Source organism: Pseudomonas sp. AC247 (genome assembly GCF_979258015.1).
This window is the reverse complement of the sequence record NZ_OZ409829.1, coordinates 3,070,393-3,088,467: the sequence shown is the minus strand read 5'-3', so window position 1 is coordinate 3,088,467 and position 18,075 is coordinate 3,070,393. Positions and strand designations below refer to the sequence as shown.

Below are 18,075 nucleotides of genomic sequence, written 5' to 3'. Positions count from 1 at the left end.
GCGCTGGCCTAGCGTATCCAGAGACTTGAAAAGCCTGCGGCCAACGCCACCAGCGCGGTGTTGAGGCAAACCAGCGCGAAGCCGAACCTCACCAGTTCGCCTTCTTCCGTGGCCTGGGTCTTGGCCAGTCCCAGTATCAGCATGACGATCGACAACGAACCCAAAGCGGCATGGCCTGCCGCGCTGTTTTGCGCCGCCGCCAGCAACAGGCGCGAGGCCTCGGGCAGCATCGCGATGGCCGGCATGAAGATCGCGTTGCCGCCGACATTTGATCCGGTCATGTAGCCGGACAGGGCGCCCAGCAGGCTCACCAGTGAGGTCGCCATCGTCGGTGAGAGGCCGGCGAGCAGTTGCATCAGACCGGCGAGAAATCCGGCCTTGACCATCATCTGCGACATCGCCAGAAAGAAAAATATCGTCAGCAACGGCCGCTTGGCCCGCGCCGCCAGTGCGGCCGGCAGGCTGACATCGGGATTCGCTGAGCGCGGTATATTTCGCCCACGAATGACCAAGCCGAGCAGCACCAACAGCAAGGCAACACCCGGCGAGGCCAGTGGTTTCCAGGTGACTTGAGTACCGTGAACGATCCACAGATCCTGCCAGGCGGTGAGCGCCCACAAGGTTTTCAAAGCAACAATGCAGACAATCAGCGCCAAGTACGGCCAGGCCTGACGTGGCCAGTGCACTGAACCGTGGTCGTTGTGGCGGCGATGCAGACGCCACAAGCCACTGGCCAGAACGGCGCTGGCGGTAATCAGTCCCGCCGCTACACCGGCAACTTCCGGCCCCAGCCAGCGACTCGCCGCGTAGAGCACGCCGACAAATAACAACCAGGACAGACCCAGGGCACGCCATTCCCGTGCCTCACGCACGCCGGCCAGGAACAACGCCAGCGCGCTCAGGACGAGAAACACCGGTGCACTGGTCAGCGCTGACGCCGCCGCCAGCGCTCGCGCGTCGAGGTGCGCCAGTGAAGCGCCGATCACCGAGGCCAGGCCCAGCGTTCCCCACGGCATGATGGCCATGCCGGTCAGGGCAATGCGCAGCGCCACCCGGCGTTCGAACAGGCTCAACAGCAAAGGTACCGTGGCGATCAACGACACGCCGAAGCCGGTCATGGCTTCCAGTAGCGGCGCCAGTCCGAGGACGATGAACACCAGTTGATCGCCGCGTCCCAGCCCCAGCGAACTGACCCAGCGGCTCAGCGCCAGATTGACCCCCAGCCGCTCAATGACAATCACGAACGCCAGCCCTGGCACGATCACGAAAGCGGTGCTGGCAAACAGCACGGCGCTGTCCTCGGCCGCCGCGATCATGCTCGTCAGGTGCCACGCATCGGCGACGCCGGCGAGCCACAGCAGCACCACCAACAAGGTGCCGGCGATCGCCGCGTGCACGGGCGGGCGACGCAGCACGACGAGCATGGCGGTGACCAGGAAAACCGGAGAAAGATGAAACAGAGCGACCATGCCAATGAAATCCTGTGTGAGTTCGCACTGCGAAGGCAGGCGGCGAACTCGATAATATTTCTCACGGCTAGATAAAGGGTCGCGGTTTTCTGCTAGTTTTCGAGAAAATTTCTCACGGATCGATCATGGCCAAAAACCTCGCAGCTGCAACCTCGCTGGACAAGTTCGATCGGGCCATCCTCGACCTTGTCCAGCGCGACAACACCACGCCGCTTCGGTTGATGGCCGAGCAAGTGAATCTCAGCACCGCTGCTGTTCAACGCCGTATCAAACGGATGGAAGAGGCTGGCGTGATCACCGGCAACGTCGCCATCGTCGACCCGACGGCGGTAGGGCGGCCGATCACCATCATTGCCGAAGTCATGGCCGAACGCACCAGCCTCCAAGCACTGGAAGCCATGAAGGCGCACTTTGCCGTCCCCGAAGTCCAGCAGTGCTACTACGTCACCGGCGAAGTGGATTTCGTCCTCGTGTTGACGGTGGCCAGCATGCAGGAATACCAGCTGTTGGCGCGCAAGCTGTTTGCCGAAAACGCCAATGTGACCTGGTTCAAGACCATCGTGGCGCTGGACCGGGTCAAGGTCGGGCTGGAGGTGCCGAGTATGGTTGACTAGTGGTCTGCTGTTAATTGTCGCTTTTAAGTTGACGGTGAAACGCTATTCAGCCGATTTATCCCCCTTCGATGCGTCAGTAATCTGTACCCAACTTGAACGCAACAACAACTTCCAACATCGAAAAGGGACGCAGACCATGACCACTCCAACCTACAACCGCCTGAACAAAGACGACGCCATCGTGCTGCTGGTCGACCACCAGACCGGGCTGATTTCGCTGGTGCAGGACTTCTCGCCGAACGAGTTCAAGAACAACGTGCTGGCCCTGGCTGACCTGGCCAAGTTCTTCAACTTGCCGACTATCCTCACCACCAGTTTCGAACAAGGCCCGAATGGCCCGCTGGTACCGGAATTGAAAGAGATGTTCCCGGATGCGCCGTACATCGCCCGTCCAGGCCAGATCAACGCCTGGGATAACGAAGACTTCGTCAAAGCGATCAAGGCGACTGGCCGCAAGCAGATCATCATTGCCGGTGTGGTAACCGATGTCTGTGTCGCGTTCCCGACGCTGTCGGCACTGGCGGAAGGTTTTGATGTGTTCGTGGTCACCGATGCTTCCGGGACTTTCAACACCACCGTGCAGCAGGCCGCATGGAGCCGCATGACTCAGGCCGGTGCGCAGATGATGAACTGGTTCTCGGTAGCCTGTGAGTTGCACCGCGACTGGCGCAACGATATTGAAGGCTTGGGCAACCTGCTGTCGCAGCGCATCCCTAACTATCGCAACCTGATGAACAGCTACTCGGCGCTGACGGCGCAGCAGAAATAAGCTGAAGCCGTGAATCGAAAAGCCTGCTTATAAAGCAGGCTTTCTTTATTGGCGAGCCTGAAAAATGGTTGGGCGCTATCCGGCGAAGACGGCAGGCCAAACCGTGCGATGGCGCGCCTCAGTCAACCCTGGCAGCCATCAGGTTCCTCACCCGCAAGACCAGCGTGTCGACCGCAAAAGGCTTGGTCAATACCTGCATGCCTGGCCCGAGCTGGCCACTGCCGAGCACTGCGTTTTCGGCGTAACCGGTGATGAACAGGGTCTTCAACCTGGGCCTGATCTGCCTCCCCGCATCGGCCATCTGGCGTCCGTTCATGCCGCCCGGGAGGCCGACATCGGTGATCAGCAAATCGATGTGTGCACCGGAGCGCAGCGCTTCCAGGCCTTCGACACTGTCGGCGGCTTCAAGCAAGTGGTAGCCGAGGTCGCCCAATACGTCTTTAAGCAGTGTTCGAACGGTGGGTTCGTCGTCGACGATGAGGATCGTTTCACCAGTTTTTGCATGCGCTGCCGGCGTGCTGCGCAGGTCAGCTTGATCGTGGCGGGTCTCGCCGTGATAGCGCGGCAGATAGATGCACATCGTCGTGCCTTGGCCCACTTGCGAATGCACGCGCACCTGGCCGCCGGATTGTTTGGTAAAACCGTAAATCATCGACAACCCCAGGCCCGTGCCCTGGCCGATGGGTTTGGTGGTGAAGAAGGGGTCGAAGGCTTTGGCGATGACCTCTGCGCTCATGCCCGTACCGGTGTCGGTGACGCACAGGCACAGGTATTGCCCTTGGGGGATGTCCAGCGCGCGGGCTGCTTCATCGTCGATCGATCGATTGGCGGTCTCGACCGTTATTCGCCCCCCGTCAGGCATCGCATCCCGGGCGTTGATGCACAGGTTCAGAAGCGCGTTTTCCAGCTGGCTGGCGTCGACGAGTGCCGGCCACAGCTCGGGTGCAGCGTGGGTTTTCAGGCGAATACTGGGGCCTACGGAGCGCTGGATCAGTTCGCTCATGCCATCCACCAGCGAGTTGACATCCGTCGGCCGTGGATCGAGGGTCTGTCGTCTGGAGAAGGCCAGCAGACGATGGGTCAGTGCCGCTGCACGCCTGGCCGCGTCCTGGGCGATCACCATGTATTTGTCGACGTCCTTCAGACGGTCCTGGGCGATGCGCTTTTGCATCAATTCCAGGGCGGCCGAAATGCCGGCCAGAAGGTTGTTGAAGTCATGCGCCAAACCGCCCGTCAGTTGCCCGACGGCTTCCATTTTCTGCGATTGGCGCAGCTTCTCTTCCGCCTGCATAAGGTCCGTGGTGCGCTCCGACACCCGCTGTTCCAGCGTGTCGTTGAGTGCGCGCAACGCCGCCGTCGCGCGGTCGCGTTCCGCTTCGACGTTGCGACGATCTTCAACATCGATTAGCACGCCGGGAAAGCGTCGCGGCGTGCCGTCATCGGCGCATTCGACGCGGCCGTTGGCTTCGATCCAGGTGTATTTTCCATCCGCACCGCACACCCGGTATTGATGGGAGTAGGCGCCGCCACGGGCAATCACTGCGTTGATCGCATCCGTGAGTTCGTCCCGGTCATCAGGATGCACGGTGGTCACCACTTGTTCCAGGCTCAGGCCGTCACGCCCCAGCGCCGGATCAAGATTGAACACCCGGGCGAAGGCTTCGTCGACGGTGAAACGGTCGGTGAGCAGGTCCCAGTGCCAAGTGCCGATAATCGCCCCTGCGGCGAGGGCGAGTTGCACGCGTTCGACGTTTTCCTTGGCGACGGCCTCGCTGACGAGCAGACGTTCCTGGGCATCGCGCCGCTCGGTGACGTCGCTGAAGAAGATTGCGATTTGCCGATCCGCAGGATCACCCACCCGCACGGCTCGCACATCGAACCAGCGCTCGAAGGTGTTGGCGTAGTTTTCGAAGTTTGCCGGTTCACCGGTCTTGGCGACGTGTCCATAGGTTTCGAACCAGAAGCTTTCCAGGTTGGGCGCAAACTCGGTGACCCATTTGCCCCGCAGGTTGACGCCGGCCTGACGTTCGAACGCGGGGTTGGCCTCGACGAAGCAATAGTCCACGGGGCGATCGTCGGCGTCGAACTTGACTTTGACGATGGCGAACGCCGCCTCGATGGTTTCCAGAATCGTGGCGAAGCGCTCTTCGCTCAGGCGCAATGCGGTTTCGGCTCTGCGCGAGCGTGTCAGGTCGAGCATGGCGCCAATCATGCGCTCGGCCCGGCCATCGCCGTTGCGGATCAGGTGCCCGCGATCCAGCACTTCAGCGTAGGTGCCGTCTTCACAACGGAACCGGTATTCCGCGTTCCAGGCTGTGCCGGAGCCATTGATCGCGGTATCGATCGATGCCTTTACACGCGCGCGATCCTGCGGATGAATCTGCGCAAACCGCCAGTCACAGGTCGGCTCGATGGTGCCCGAAGCATAGCCATACGCCTCTTGCAGTGCATCGTTCCAGGTGATCTGGTCAGTCTGCAGATCCCAGTCCCAGACCGCGTCGCAGGTCATCTTGACGGCCAGACGCAGGCGCGTGACTTCGGACTCGAGTTCCTCGCGGGTAAGGTTTTTCAGAATTCCACCACTCGTGCCTTGTTGATTTTCTGGTCTGAGTCCAATCAGTGTGTCGAACGCACATCCAGTCGCCATCTCACCCATTGACCGGGGGCGTCACGCTTAAGTTGCACCGCAGCAAGACACCCGCAACGTTCAGAGCGCTTCGCCGTTATCCAGTGTGTCGAGCAGCCGCTGGCCGCGCTGCCACAATGCCCGCTGTTTCACTTCGGGCATGCGGTCGAGGTTTTTGTAGATCATGCCCATGCGCTGATTGCCACGCAGCAAATCGCCATGGCGCATGAGGAAATGCCAGTACAGCGCATTGAACGGGCAGGCGTCGTCGGTAGTGGTTTCGCGCACCTTGTAGGTGCAACCGCCACAGTAATCGGACATTCGATTGATGTACTGGCCGCTGGCACAGTAAGGCTTGGAGCCGAGATAACCACCGTCGGCGTGCATGACCATGCCCAGCGTGTTGGGCAGTTCGACCCAATCAAACGCGTCCATATAGATGGCCAGGTACCATTCGCAGATCTGGCTCGGTGCAATCCCGGCCAGCAGGGCGAAATTGCCGGTCACCATCAAGCGCTGGATGTGATGGGCGTAGGCGTGTTTGAGGCTCTGACCGATCGCTTGGCGCATGCAGTTCATCTGCGTTTCGCCGGTCCAGTAGAACTCCGGCAAGGGCCGCTGGTTACCGAACACATTGCCCTCGGCGTACCCGGGCATTTTCAGCCAGTAGACGCCATGTACATATTCACGCCAGCCGATCAGTTGCCGGATGAATCCTTCGGCTGCATTCAGGGCAATGTGGCCAGACCAATAAGCGGACTCGACATCGCTGCACAACTGGCGCAGATCGAGCAAACCGATGTTCAGTGCGGCGCTGATGCGCGCATGAAACAGATAGGGTTCGTCGCTGGCCATGGCGTCCTGATAGTCGCCGAAACCGGCCAGTCCATAGTCGAGAAAGTATTCCCACAGGGTCTGCGCGTCGGCGTGTGTCACCGGATAGTTGAAATCATCCAGTGCACCGTAGTGACCGGCGAAACGCTCGCGCACCAACGCCAGCACCTCGTCGGTTATTGCATCGGCGGTAAATCTGGCCGGGTAGGGCGCTTTGGCATTTTTCGGCAGAGCCTTGCGGTTCTCGGCATCGTAATTCCAGGCGCCACCGACGGGCGTGCCGTCGCCATTGAGCAACAAGCCGCTTTTACGGCGCATCTCGCGGTAGAAGAACTCCATGCGCAGCTGTTTTTTCTCGGCAGCCCACGCGGCGAACTCGTCGCGAGAACAGAGGAAGCGCGTGTCGGTGTGCCATTGGATAGCAACCGCGCATTCACGCAGAGATTGCTCCAGACGCCAGTCGCCGCACTCAGTGACGTGTACTTCTTGCGCCTGCAGCAGGGTTTGCCAGCGCTTTAATTCGCTGGGCACTGAACCGGTGTTTTCGCGATCGTCGAGGCGCACGTAGTGCACAGGTATGCCGCGCCTGTGCAGGGCTTGAGCAAAGTGGCGCATGGCGCTGAAGATCAGGGCGATCTTCTGTGGATGGTGGGCAACGTGGGTTGCTTCCTCCATCACCTCGACCAGCAGCACTGCATCACCAGCGCCATCAATCCCCTGTAATGAAGCGAGGTCGAAAGACAGTTGGTCGCCCAGAACCAGGCACAAGCGTTTGACGTTTTTCATTTGAAAGGCTTCAGCCCGATCGAAGGCGCAATGGGTTGCCGTGAACCGGCAAGGGTCTGCTTTCAAATAGTTGTACGAAAATATGGATTTGTATAGGTATTTTTCGCGAAGGGTCAGCTATGCCAAATCATTCAGCGCTGGCGATAGCGTCTAAAGCATGCGCTCCCCAATAATGGTGGCGCATGCTTTGGGTCTTCTGATGCTTAGCGATTACCCGCTATACAATGGGTAATCCACGTAGCCTTCGGCATTGCCGCCATACACTGTGGCCGGGTTCAAGGCGTTCAGCGGCCAGTCATTGGCGATGCGTGCGGGCAGATCCGGGTTGGCCATGAACGGCCGGCCGAACGCGACGAAGTCGGCCAGTCCGGAGTCGAGCAACTGCGCACCGGATTCGGCGTTGTAGCGGCCGGCGTAAATGATCGCGCCACTGAAGGTGTCGCGCACGGCCTGGCGAAACGTGAGCGGCATGGCGGGTGCGTTGTCCCAATCGGCTTCGGCGATGGACAGGTAAGCAATGCCGACGTCTTGCAGAATCTTGATCGCTTCGATGTAGGTGGTGTGCGGGTCTTCCTCGACCATACCGAGGTAAGTCCGCGCTTCATCGGTGGTGGTGAACAGCGGCGCAAAACGTACGCCGACCTTTTCCTTGCCGATGCATTCGGCGACACCGGCCACCACTTCACGCAAAAAGCGCAGGCGATTGTCCAGCGAACCACCGTACTGATCGGTGCGCAGGTTGCTGTGGGCCGAGATGAACTGGTTGACCAGATAGCCATTGGCGCAGTGCAGTTCGATGCCGTCGAACCCTGCTTCCATGGCATTGCGCGCCGCCTGGATATACAGCTGCACCAGTTCCTCGACCTCATCGGTGCTCAGCGCGCGCGGCGCCGAAGGCGGTACCAGTGCGCCGGCGCCCGGCGCGGTTTCGATGAACACGCTGACCCGGTCGGTGGCCACGGCGGACGCCGAGACCGGCGCCGCACCGTCGGGTTGCAACGCGGTGTGCGACACGCGGCCAACATGCCAGAGTTGGGCGAAGATCACCCCGTCCACCGCGTGCACAGCCTCGGTGACTTTGCGCCAGCCGGCGATTTGCTCGGCGGTGTGGATACCCGGCGTCCACGCGTAACCCTGGCCACGCGGCTCGATCTGTGTGCCTTCAGTCACCAGCAAACCTGCGCCGGCACGTTGCTGGTAATACTCAGCCATCAATTCATTGGCAATGTTGCCCGGTTGCGTACTGCGCTGGCGGGTGAGGGGCGGCAGCACGATACGGTTTTTCAGGGTGTGCAGGCCCAGTGTCGCGGGTTGGAAATAACTGCTGTGGTTCATGCAAATACCTTGTCGACTGGTTTATTAGACCAGTCGACTATTAGCGAGATAAAAAAATAAGTACTGAATAGTCAGATGCTGAATCAACCGAGCATTTTCAACAGTTGTTCGGCCACCGCAGCGGAGCTGGCAGGGTTCTGGCCGGTGACCAGTTGCCCGTCAGTGACTACATGCACTTGCCAGTCAGTAACCTTCGAGTAACGCCCGCCGAGACGCTGGAACTCGTCTTCGATCAGGAACGGCACGACGTCGGTGAGGCCGACGGCGGCTTCTTCCGAATTGGTGAAACCAGTGACTGCGCGACCGGCAATCAGCGGTTGGCCGTCTGCCGCCACCACGTGACGCAATACACCTGGCGCGTGGCAGACAAAACCGTGGGGTTTGTTGCTGCGGTCGAAGGCTTGAATCAAGTCAATCGAATGCGCGTCTTCGGCCAGATCCCACAGCGGGCCGTGGCCACCTGGGTAAAACACCGCATCGAAATCGTCAGCGCGGACATCCGCCAAGCGTCCGGTATTGGCCAGTGCCTGTTGTGCCGCTGGGTCGTTACGGAAGCGATCGGTCTCGGCAGTCTGCGCACCAGGTTCCTCGCTTTTCGGGTCGAGCGGCGGTTGACCGCCGGCCGGCGACACCAGCGTGATGTCGGCACCGGCGTCCTTGAAGGCGAAGTAGGGGGCGGCGAATTCTTCCAGCCAGAAACCGGTTTTCTTGCCGGTGTTGCCGAGTTGATCGTGTGAAGTCAAAACCATCAAGATTTTCATAGAGCACCCTGGATTGATCAGGTGGACTCGCCGTGCGAGGGATTCGCCTGGCGTCGACACCCGGAAAAGCGGTTGACGGGGCGCAGCATAGATTCCAATTAGACCAGTCGTCTAGTAATTTTTTCGCGTGCAGGTTTTTCCTCGGCAGCTGTGGCAAACTCGCCATCTTCTGAAATATACGACTGGTCTATTGTCTGGTACTTTGCGCCCCATGAAACCGACTTACGACGACACCCGCCAACATTTGCTCGACACCGGCCACCGGATGATGGCCGAGAAGGGCTTCACCAGTGTCGGCCTCAACGAAATCCTGCAAACCGCCGGCGTGCCCAAGGGCTCGTTCTATCACTACTTCAAGTCGAAGGAGCTGTACGGCCAGGCCTTGCTCGCGGATTACTTCGTCGGCTACCTCGCCGACATGGAGCGACGCCTGACGCTGCCGGGGCTGACGGCTTATGAGCGGCTGATGGATTACTGGCAGGGCTGGCAGGATCGCTGCACGCTGGAAGGGCATGGCGATGAATGTCTGGTGGTCAAACTCAGCGCCGAAGTTGCCGACTTGTCCGAGTCGATGCGCCTCACCTTGCGTGACGGCGCCGAGCAAGTGGTGGCGCGCATCGCCGAATGCATCGAACAAGGTCAGGCGGAAAAAAGCCTGCCGGCGGGTGATGCCCGGCATCTGGCGGAGACCCTCTACCAGCTGTGGCTGGGCGCGAGTCTGCTGAACAAATTGCAGCGCACCGGGCAATCGCTGAATACCTCGATGGCTACTACGCAGCAACTGCTGCGCGTCTGATCATCGATTCAACGGTTCAACGGCGCCGACCTGCCGCTAAGCAACGGTGGCAGGTCGGTGTTGCTCACCCTGACGAGATCAAAACTCCGGCGTGTACTTCACGCTGAACATCACATTGCGCGGGTCGCCGAAGTTGTTGTTGCCGTTGAGCTGGTTGTACGCGGAGGTGTAGTAGCGCTTGTCGAACAGGTTGTTGGCGTTGACCGCCAGACCGATTTCCTTGCTCAACTGGTAGCCGAGGCGCGCGCTCCATACGGTGGAGCCCGCCACATCGTAGGTGTGTTCATAACCCAGCGTATGGCTTTGCGCGGTGAAACCGAGGCCGGTGCTGACGCGTTCCCAATCGCCGCTGAACTGGTAATCGCCCCACACCCGCAGCATGTGCTTCGGTGTCCAGGTGCTGAAGACTTTGCCTTCGTTGTCCGGGTCATCCAGGTACTTGGTGGTGTTGTAGGTGTAGCCGGCGAACAGTTGCAGGTTGTTCAGGACTTCACCGCTGATCTCGGCTTCGATCCCCTGGCTGCGGACTTTGCCGGCAGCGTTGGAGCAATACCAACCGTCGCAGACCATGCCCGACGCGAGGTCGTTGATGGCGCGGTTCTCCTGGTCATAGCGGAATACGGCCAGCGAGGTGTTGACCCGGCCGTCCAGCAATTCGCCCTTCAAACCGACTTCGTAGTTGCTGCCCACCACCGGTTTCAGTGTTGAGCCACCGGCATCGCGGTTGGTCTGTGGCTCGAAGACGTCGGTGTAGCTGGCGTACACCGCCCACTCGCGGCTCAAGTCGTAGACGATGCCGGCGTACGGCGTGACCACGCCGGTTTCCGTCACAGTGCTTTCCGGTTGTGGGATCGCCGCATTGAAGGCTCTTTGCGTCGCGTACTTGTAGCTGTAGTCGTACCAACTGACGCGCGAGCCGAGTACGAGGGTCAGTGGATCGATCGGCTTGATCCGCCAGCTGCCATACAAACCTTTCTGCCGAATATCATATTTGCTCGGCGTGGCTTGGCCGCCCGGCGTGTTGAGAATGCCTTCGTAGCTGATCTCAGGGCGGTCGTGATCGATGTCAAAAATCGTGTCAGTGGTGTTGTTGTTGAAGGTTCGGGCGATTTTGTCGTCGCTGGTGTATTTCGAGTAGTTGCCGCCGAGCATTACTTCGTGGGCCATGGACAGCGCTTCGAACTTGCCGGTGACGTTCATGTCCAGACCGAGCTTGGTCGCATCGAAATCGGTGACGAAGTCGGCGTACTGAATGCCACTGCCATCGGGGTTGATGCCGTCGCCGCTGGTTTGCAGACGCTGGCTTTTGCCCTTGTTGGTTTCGTCCATGCGCACCGCACCGACCTTGAACGCCCAGTCGTCATTGAAGCGGTGCTCCAGATCGGCGTACAGCGTGGTGACGTCGATGTCCAGATGGTTCCAGCGCGCGCCGCCGTAGGTCGAGCGCGGCACGTTCAGCGGCTTGCCGTCGGCGTAGCGGGGCAGGCCACGGATCATCGGGCGCGACTCGCCATCGGAGTTGCTGATGGCCAGACCGAGGGTGGTGTCGTCGCGCAGATCAAAGTCCAGCGCGCCGTACAGCGAGTGGGTTTTGCTCCATTCGTAATCGACGAACGATTGGCTCTGGTCTTCGTCGGCAACGAAGCGACCGCGCACGCTGCCCGTCGAATTCAACGGGCCGCCGGCGTCCAGTTGCAGGCCGTAGTGATCCCACGAACCGGCCTTGCCGGTGATGGTCACGGTGGGCGCGTTTTGGCCGCGCTTGCGCACCAGATTGATCGCGCCGCCGGGGCTGCCGGTGCCTTGCAGCAGGCCGGAGGCGCCGCGCAAGATTTCCACGCGATCGAAGAAAATCAGATCCTGGGTCGCCCAGTTGCCCAAGGCGTAAGTGTTGCGCGAGATCGGTACACCGTCGTACTGCCAGTCATCGATCTGGAAGCCGCGCGAGGAAATGATCATGCCTTTGCCCACGCCCTGAAGGCCGACCAGACCGGTGGTTTTGTTCACCGCGTCTTTGAGATCAACCAGATCCTGATCGTCCAGCTGCTTGCGCGTCATCACGGTGATCGACTGCGGAATTTCCTTGAGCGTGTGCGTGCCTTTGCCGATGGTCACGGCACGCGCGGCGTAGGAGTTCGAGCCTTCGGTGGTAGCGTCGAGGCTGCGTTCAACGATGTTGGTGGCGTCCAGTTGCAGGGAGGCGCTGCTGTCGCTGGCGGGTTCGACGCTGAAGTTGCCTTGCCCCGTCACGCGCAGCTGCAAACCGCTGCCCGACAAGGCTTTTTGCATCGCCTGCGCGGCCGGCATCTGCCCGACCACCGCCGGAGCACGTTTGCCCTGAACCAGCGCAGGCTCCAGCGAAATGATCTGCCCGCTCTGACCGGCGATGGCATTGAGCGTGCTGGCCAAAGGGCCGGCCGGCAGGTTGAACGTCAGGTCTTGCGCCAGCGCTGAGGTCGACAGCGTTGCCAAGGCAACGCCAGCGTAAAGGTTACGGGGCCACGTGTTGAACACAACAATCTCCTGTTTTTGTGCAAGTGTCAGGAGATAGGTGCGATGAGAAATGAAAACCGGACACAAACAAGAACGATTTTCATAAAATATTTTTTCCGGCTCATTTTTTACTGATCAAGGTCAGCCAGGGGCTGTAGCGATCGACTCGAATGGGCAGCGTTTCGGCCAGGGCATTAAAGGTCCGCTCGGGATCGTCCAGCGGGAACACACCTTGTACGCGCAAGCTTCGAACGTCGGGAGCGACACGGACAAATCCTCGACAGTAGGGGCGCAGGGCCTCGACCACTTGCGCCAGGGATTCATCCAGCACATTCAATCGGCCGTTCAACCAATCGGCACGCCGACGCTCATCACCGCTGGCCAACGTGATAGTGCGCGAAGAAAGCACCGCCGCCTGACCTTCCCTGACGATTTGTGTAGTGCCGTCGAACAGCCGCGCTTCGACCGAATGCTGCAACACCACGAGGCGACTGGCGTCCTGCTCCTGAGCGACCAGAAAACGGGTGCCCAGAGCACGCATGTCACCTTCGGCGGTGCGCACGATCAGTGGGCGGCGCGAGTCGGGTGCGACGTCGATCAGCAGTTCGCCGTGGCGCAGAATGACCATGCGCTGCTGACCATCGAAGCGCAAATCCACCGCGCTGTCAGCGTTCAGGCTCAGACGGCTGCCATCGCTCAGATTGAAATTCTGCCGCTGGCCGCGCCCGGTGTGCAGATCGGCCAGCAACGATTCGCCGAACTGACTTTTGCTGCCCAGCCATAAACTGCCGCCGAGCAAGCCCAGGCCAGCGATCACGCGCAGGGCATCGCGGCGCGAAGCCTGCGGCTGCAATAACACCTGGCGGGCTTCGCTGGCCTGGCCGGGCAAGCGCCGGTCCAGCGTGCGAACGGTGTTGAACGAAGCGCCGAGCCGCTCCTGCAGTTTGTCCCACGCCTGGCTGTGCGCGCGATCGCTCGCCAGCCAGGCGTCGAAACGCGCCTGCGTGGCAGTGTCAGGTGTGGCAGCGCGAAGTTTGACCATCCAGTCGATGGCTTGCTCGCTGACCGGGTCCAGGCGCGCCTTGCTCATGAGGCCATTTCACATAGAAAGCACTGGCGCAAAGCCTGTTTCATGTAGCGGCTGACCGTCCGCTCCGACAGCCCGAGTTTTTGCGCAATCGCCACGTAGCTCAGCCCGTCCAGTTGGCTGTAAAGGAACGTGGCTTTGACGATCATTGGCAAACCATCGATCGCCCGGTCGATGGCCACCAGTGCTTCAATCAGTTGCAGTTGCTCTTCGGGGGAGGGCACCAGCACTTCCGGCAGCGTAGACAAACGCTCCAGGTAGGCGTGTTCCAGTTTGCGTCGGCGATGACGGTCAAAGATCAACCGCCGCGCAATCGTCGACAGGTAAGCGCGCGGCTGGTCGATGCTGTCCGGATCGACGCGTGCCACCAGCAACTGGCAAAACGTATCGGCGGCGGTGTCCTCGGCGTCCGCGTGATTGCGCACCTGCCGGTTGATGTGTTGCAGCAGCCAACGGTGATGGTCGCTGAAAAAGAATCCCAGCTTGCTGGACGGAGGAGAGTGCACTGGTGGTCTTTCCAGATGTTAGTGAGAATCTCTCTCAATACTACCTGTGCCAGCGGATACCGTGCAATGTCCCTGCGTTTTTGCCGAGAGAGGCGAAGTTGATTGTCCTGAATAGGTTGACGGTAAAACGCTTTTCAACCGATTTATCCCCCTTCGATGCGTCAGTAATCTGTACCCAACTTGAACGCAACAACAACTTCCAACATCGAAAAGGGACGCAGACCATGACCACTCCAACTTACAACCGCCTGAACAAAGACGACGCCATCGTGCTGCTGGTCGATCACCAGACCGGGCTGATTTCGCTGGTGCAGGACTTCTCGCCGAACGAGTTCAAGAACAACGTGCTGGCCCTGGCTGACCTGGCCAAGTTCTTCAACTTGCCGACCATCCTCACCACCAGTTTCGAACAAGGCCCGAATGGCCCACTGGTGCCGGAACTCAAAGAGATGTTCCCGGATGCGCCGTACATAGCCCGTCCAGGCCAGATCAACGCCTGGGATAACGAAGACTTCGTCAAAGCGATCAAGGCGACTGGTCGCAAGCAGATCATCATTGCCGGTGTGGTAACCGATGTCTGTGTCGCGTTCCCGACGCTGTCGGCGCTGGCGGAAGGTTTTGATGTGTTTGTGGTCACCGATGCTTCCGGGACTTTCAACACCACCGTGCAGCAAGCCGCATGGAGCCGCATGACCCAGGCCGGTGCGCAGATGATGAACTGGTTCTCGGTGGCCTGTGAGCTGCACCGCGACTGGCGCAACGACATCGAAGGCTTGGGCAACCTGCTGTCGCAGCGCATCCCTAACTATCGCAACCTGATGAACAGCTACTCGGCGCTGACGGCGCAGCAAAAATAAGCCGACACAGCTACGCGAAAAGCCTGCCCTGAAAAGCAGGCTTTTTGGCATGCGTTGGCGATTATATGGTCAACCACAGTCACCGCTTAGCCAGCGAGCAGCTCGCTGATCCACTGTGCTTGGCGAGCGACGTCTTGCACAGTGCCTTCCGGGAGGGCTTTCTGCGCCCGGGCAAGTTGGCTCAAGGTGTTTTGCTTGTGGCGCAGTTTGCGTTGCCACTTACTTAAAAACTCAGGGCTGCGCGCCTGCATCTGTAGCGGGCCGAAGTACAACTCCTGGTCGGTATAGCTCACCGGTTCGTCACGTTCGGCGACGATGATTTCGTAGTCGAAGCGGTTCTCCCGCAGGATTTCCTCGCAGAGGATGCGGTAGCCGTTGTCCATCAACCATTGGCGCAGCGGTTGCTCGCCGCCATTGGGTTGCAGGATCAGGCGTTCGCTGCCGCTCAAGTGGGTTTTGCCGCTGGCGAGGATGTCGCGAATGGTCTCGCCGCCCATGCCGCAGACGGTGATCACGGTAATGCCATCGTCAGGTTTGATCGCCGCCAGACCATTGGCCAGGCGAACCGTGATGCGATCGTGCAAGTCGTTGTCGCGAACGGTGCGCTCGGCCGAACGGAACGGCGTCAACGCGACTTCGCCAGCCACCGCCGCTGCAATCACGCCACGCCGCATCAGCGCCGCCGGCAGATAGCCGTGATCGGAGCCGATATCGGCCAGTCGTGCGCCGGCCGGCACATGCGCGGCGACGCGCTCCAGGCGCATGGACAATGTCTGTTGGTTCAACGGCAACCCCTGTTCGCCCCACACCGGCGGCATTTTTCGCGGAAAAGGGCTGCGACTTTGTCGAGCATCGCCGGGCGTGTCAAATCCCGGCGACAAAATCGACCAGGCCCATCGGCATCACTGCGCTGCCGATGGGCTTACGGCACTAGCCGGCGAGCGTGGCGTTATCGATCACGAAGCGATATTTCACGTCACCTTTGAGCATGCGCTCGTAGGCATCGTTGATCTGCTCGGCGCGGATCAGCTCGATGTCGGAGACGATGCCGTGCTCGGCACAGAAGTCGAGCATCTCCTGAGTCTCGGCAATGCCGCCGATCATCGAGCCGGCAATCGTGCGGCGTTTCATGATCAGGTTGAACACGTTCGGCGATGGGTGCGAAGTGGCCGGAGCGCCCACCAGCGTCAGCGCGCCATCACGCTTGAGCAGCACGAGGAACGCATCGAGATCGTGTGGGGCTGCGACGGTGTTGAGGATCAAGTCGAAGCTCTTCGCGTGCGCGGCCATTTCCTCGGCATTGCGCGACACCACCACCTCATCGGCGCCCAACGCTTTTGCCGCCTCACGCTTGGATTCGGAGGTGGTAAAGGCAACGACATGCGCGCCCAGGGCATGCGCCAGTTTGATGCCCATGTGGCCCAGACCGCCGATGCCGACTACACCGACTTTCTTGCCCGGCCCGGCGTTCCAGTGGCGCAACGGCGAATAGGTGGTGATGCCCGCGCACAGCAGCGGTGCGACTGCCGCCAATTGTGCTTGCGGGTGGCGGATGCGCAGCACGTAGCGTTCGTGTACGACGATGTTTTGCGCGTAGCCGCCCAGCGTCCAGCCCGGTGCATCCGCGGTCGGGAAGTTGTAAGTGCCGATCATGCCGTCGCAGTAGTTTTCCAGACCGCTTTCGCAGTCATCACAGTGTTTGCAACTGTCGACGATGCAGCCGACGCCGACCAGATCGCCGACCTTGTAATCCGCAACATGCGCACCCACCGCCGAGACGCGACCGACGATCTCGTGCCCCGGCACGCAAGGGAATTGCGTGCCGGCCCACTCGGCGCGCACCTGATGCAGGTCGGAATGGCAAATGCCGCAGAAGGCGATATCGATCTGCACGTCATGGGCTGCCGGGGCGCGACGCTCGATCTGCATGGGCTCAAGGGGGTTGTCGCCAGCGTGGGCGCCGTAGGCTTGTACAAGCATGGGAACATCCTCAGTCGATTTGTCGTGGGGACATTCTTGGGGTTTTGCCCCGCCGTGCAGTAGTGCATTCCTGTGCGATCCTTGCCTGATCCTGCGAGCCCTTGTGACGTTGCGCCGACAGACGCTCGCGCTGTTTGCAGGTAATCTGCCGGTTCTGACTAAAACAAAATCAAAGCAGGAGTCATTGATGCAAGCGATCCGTCTCGGTCTGGTGGGTTACGGCAAAATCGCCCAGGATCAACACGTCCCGGCGATCCACGCCAACCCCGGTTTTCAGCTGGTGTCCGTTGCCACGCAAGGCAAGCCCTGCGCCGGGGTAGAGAATTTTCAGTCCCTGAGTGAGTTGCTCGAAAACGGCCCGCCGGTTGATGCGATCGCGTTCTGCACGCCGCCGCAGGGCCGCTTTGCTTTAGTGCAGCAAGCACTGGCCGCGGGCAAACATGTGCTGGTGGAAAAGCCGCCATGCGCGACGCTGGGAGAGGCCATGGCATTGGTTGATCAAGCCTCGGAGCAGGGCGTCAGCGCGCTGTTCGCCTGGCATTCACGCTACGCGCCGGGCATTGCCATCGCCCGAGACTGGCTCGCCACGCGCACTTTGCAAAGCGTGCAGATCGACTGGAAAGAAGACGTGCGCAAATGGCACCCCGGCCAGACCTGGATCTGGCAACCCGGCGGCCTCGGCGTATTCGATCCGGGCATCAACGCGCTGTCGATCGTCACCCACCTGCTGGCGCTGCCACTGTTTGTCGAATCCGCCGAACTGCGCGTGCCGAACAACTGCCAATCACCGATCGCCGCCTCGATCAAAATGTCCGACGCGCAGCACCTTGATGTGCGGGCGGAATTTGATTTTGATCACGGGCATGATGAGCTTTGGAGTATCGAGGTTCGCTGCAAGGAAGGCGTGTTACGACTGGATAATGGCGGGGCGCTGTTGAGTATTGATGGTGTGCGTCAGGCCGTATCGGAAGAGGGTGAGTACGCGGCGGTGTATCGGCATTTTCAGCAGTTGATTGGCGAGAAGGGCTGTGATCTGGATTTGCAGCCGTTGCGGTTGGTGGCGGATAGTTTTTTTGTTGGGAGCCGGGTCTCGGTCGAGGCGTTTTATGACTGATCAAGGACCATCCCAGCCATAGACCTTTCAATTGTCAGCGGAATTGTG

General features: G+C 60.3%; 15 protein-coding genes. 5 read left to right on the top strand and 10 right to left on the bottom strand.

Features of this window, described 5'->3' with window-relative positions; genetic code table 11:
- Positions 1–8: 8 nt before the first annotated feature.
- Positions 9–1,469: an L-lactate permease gene (locus ACZZ0B_RS14105; protein ID WP_463545524.1), complete on the bottom strand. Its 1,461-nt coding sequence runs from the start codon at positions 1,467–1,469 to the stop codon at positions 9–11.
- A 125-nt stretch (positions 1,470–1,594) separates the two neighbouring features.
- Between ACZZ0B_RS14105 and ACZZ0B_RS14100 the strand changes: the two genes are divergently transcribed.
- Both ACZZ0B_RS14100 and ycaC (ACZZ0B_RS14095) read left to right on the top strand, forming a co-directional pair.
- Positions 1,595–2,083, top strand: a complete 489-nt coding sequence (locus tag ACZZ0B_RS14100) for an Lrp/AsnC family transcriptional regulator (RefSeq protein WP_463545523.1) — start codon at positions 1,595–1,597, stop codon at positions 2,081–2,083.
- A 136-nt stretch (positions 2,084–2,219) separates the two neighbouring features.
- Positions 2,220–2,852 carry an isochorismate family cysteine hydrolase YcaC gene (gene ycaC, locus ACZZ0B_RS14095; protein WP_008081401.1) on the top strand — a complete coding sequence of 211 codons (633 nt, stop codon included), beginning with the start codon at positions 2,220–2,222 and terminating at the stop codon, positions 2,850–2,852.
- A 118-nt stretch (positions 2,853–2,970) separates the two neighbouring features.
- Here ycaC (ACZZ0B_RS14095) and ACZZ0B_RS14090 read toward each other — a convergent pair whose 3' ends face one another.
- The 4 genes from ACZZ0B_RS14090 to ACZZ0B_RS14075 all read right to left on the bottom strand — a co-directional run bounded on the left by ACZZ0B_RS14090 (position 2,971) and on the right by ACZZ0B_RS14075 (position 9,194).
- Positions 2,971–5,508: a PAS domain-containing protein gene (locus ACZZ0B_RS14090; protein WP_463545522.1), complete on the bottom strand. Its 2,538-nt coding sequence runs from the start codon at positions 5,506–5,508 to the stop codon at positions 2,971–2,973.
- Positions 5,509–5,559: 51 nt separating this feature from the next.
- Positions 5,560–7,098, bottom strand: a complete 1,539-nt coding sequence (locus tag ACZZ0B_RS14085; protein WP_463545521.1) for a cryptochrome/photolyase family protein — start codon at positions 7,096–7,098, stop codon at positions 5,560–5,562.
- Between the two features lie 210 nt (positions 7,099–7,308).
- Positions 7,309–8,433, bottom strand: coding sequence for an alkene reductase (locus ACZZ0B_RS14080; RefSeq protein ID WP_463545520.1), 1,125 nt, complete (start codon positions 8,431–8,433; stop codon positions 7,309–7,311).
- Between the two features lie 83 nt (positions 8,434–8,516).
- A complete protein-coding gene (locus ACZZ0B_RS14075; protein WP_463545518.1) occupies positions 8,517–9,194 on the bottom strand; it encodes a type 1 glutamine amidotransferase domain-containing protein in 678 nt (225 codons plus the stop codon).
- A gap of 211 nt (positions 9,195–9,405) precedes the next feature.
- On the opposite strand from ACZZ0B_RS14075, the gene ACZZ0B_RS14070 reads away from it, so the two are divergent.
- Positions 9,406–9,990, top strand: a complete 585-nt coding sequence (locus tag ACZZ0B_RS14070) for a TetR/AcrR family transcriptional regulator (RefSeq protein WP_008081396.1) — start codon at positions 9,406–9,408, stop codon at positions 9,988–9,990.
- Positions 9,991–10,068: 78 nt separating this feature from the next.
- Here the strand turns inward: ACZZ0B_RS14070 and ACZZ0B_RS14065 are convergent, their stop codons facing one another.
- The 3 genes from ACZZ0B_RS14065 to ACZZ0B_RS14055 all read right to left on the bottom strand — a co-directional run bounded on the left by ACZZ0B_RS14065 (position 10,069) and on the right by ACZZ0B_RS14055 (position 14,076).
- A complete protein-coding gene (locus ACZZ0B_RS14065; protein WP_463545517.1) occupies positions 10,069–12,504 on the bottom strand; it encodes a TonB-dependent siderophore receptor in 2,436 nt (811 codons plus the stop codon).
- 100 nt (positions 12,505–12,604) lie between these two features.
- Positions 12,605–13,573, bottom strand: coding sequence for a FecR family protein (locus ACZZ0B_RS14060; protein WP_008081398.1), 969 nt, complete (start codon positions 13,571–13,573; stop codon positions 12,605–12,607).
- Entirely contained in the window at positions 13,570–14,076 is a 507-nt protein-coding gene (locus tag ACZZ0B_RS14055) for a sigma-70 family RNA polymerase sigma factor (protein ID WP_008081399.1), read from the bottom strand. Before ACZZ0B_RS14055 ends, ACZZ0B_RS14060 begins: the two co-directional genes overlap by 4 nt.
- Before the next feature lie 224 nt (positions 14,077–14,300).
- On the opposite strand from ACZZ0B_RS14055, the gene ycaC (ACZZ0B_RS14050) reads away from it, so the two are divergent.
- On the top strand, positions 14,301–14,933 hold the full coding sequence (ycaC, locus tag ACZZ0B_RS14050) for an isochorismate family cysteine hydrolase YcaC (RefSeq protein ID WP_008081401.1): 633 nt from the start codon (positions 14,301–14,303) through the stop codon (positions 14,931–14,933).
- Between the two features lie 86 nt (positions 14,934–15,019).
- On the opposite strand, the gene ACZZ0B_RS14045 is transcribed toward ycaC (ACZZ0B_RS14050), so the two are convergent.
- Complete coding sequence (locus ACZZ0B_RS14045; RefSeq protein ID WP_463545516.1) at positions 15,020–15,718, bottom strand: tRNA (adenine(22)-N(1))-methyltransferase; 699 nt, start codon at positions 15,716–15,718, stop codon at positions 15,020–15,022.
- 145 nt (positions 15,719–15,863) lie between these two features.
- Positions 15,864–16,913, bottom strand: coding sequence for an NAD(P)-dependent alcohol dehydrogenase (locus tag ACZZ0B_RS14040; protein WP_463545515.1), 1,050 nt, complete (start codon positions 16,911–16,913; stop codon positions 15,864–15,866).
- A gap of 187 nt (positions 16,914–17,100) precedes the next feature.
- Between ACZZ0B_RS14040 and ACZZ0B_RS14035 the strand changes: the two genes are divergently transcribed.
- Positions 17,101–18,027 (top strand): Gfo/Idh/MocA family protein, encoded by a 927-nt coding sequence (locus ACZZ0B_RS14035; protein ID WP_463545514.1) that lies wholly within the window; start codon positions 17,101–17,103, stop codon positions 18,025–18,027.
- The last annotated feature ends 48 nt before the right edge of the window (positions 18,028–18,075 follow it).

Bases quoted from the DNA above. Each gene is read 5' to 3' on its own strand.
- ACZZ0B_RS14105 (WP_463545524.1), bottom strand. From the start codon at position 1,469: ATGGTCGCTCTGTTTCATCTTTCTCCGGTTTTCCTGGTCACCGCCATG.
- ACZZ0B_RS14100 (WP_463545523.1), top strand. From the start codon at position 1,595: ATGGCCAAAAACCTCGCAGCTGCAACCTCGCTGGACAAGTTCGATCGG.
- ycaC (WP_008081401.1), top strand. From the start codon at position 2,220: ATGACCACTCCAACCTACAACCGCCTGAACAAAGACGACGCCATCGTG.
- ACZZ0B_RS14090 (WP_463545522.1), bottom strand. From the start codon at position 5,508: ATGGGTGAGATGGCGACTGGATGTGCGTTCGACACACTGATTGGACTC.
- ACZZ0B_RS14085 (WP_463545521.1), bottom strand. From the start codon at position 7,098: ATGAAAAACGTCAAACGCTTGTGCCTGGTTCTGGGCGACCAACTGTCT.
- ACZZ0B_RS14080 (WP_463545520.1), bottom strand. From the start codon at position 8,433: ATGAACCACAGCAGTTATTTCCAACCCGCGACACTGGGCCTGCACACC.
- ACZZ0B_RS14075 (WP_463545518.1), bottom strand. From the start codon at position 9,194: ATGAAAATCTTGATGGTTTTGACTTCACACGATCAACTCGGCAACACC.
- ACZZ0B_RS14070 (WP_008081396.1), top strand. From the start codon at position 9,406: ATGAAACCGACTTACGACGACACCCGCCAACATTTGCTCGACACCGGC.
- ACZZ0B_RS14060 (WP_008081398.1), bottom strand. From the start codon at position 13,573: ATGAGCAAGGCGCGCCTGGACCCGGTCAGCGAGCAAGCCATCGACTGG.
- ycaC (WP_008081401.1), top strand. From the start codon at position 14,301: ATGACCACTCCAACTTACAACCGCCTGAACAAAGACGACGCCATCGTG.
- ACZZ0B_RS14040 (WP_463545515.1), bottom strand. From the start codon at position 16,913: ATGCTTGTACAAGCCTACGGCGCCCACGCTGGCGACAACCCCCTTGAG.
- ACZZ0B_RS14035 (WP_463545514.1), top strand. From the start codon at position 17,101: ATGCAAGCGATCCGTCTCGGTCTGGTGGGTTACGGCAAAATCGCCCAG.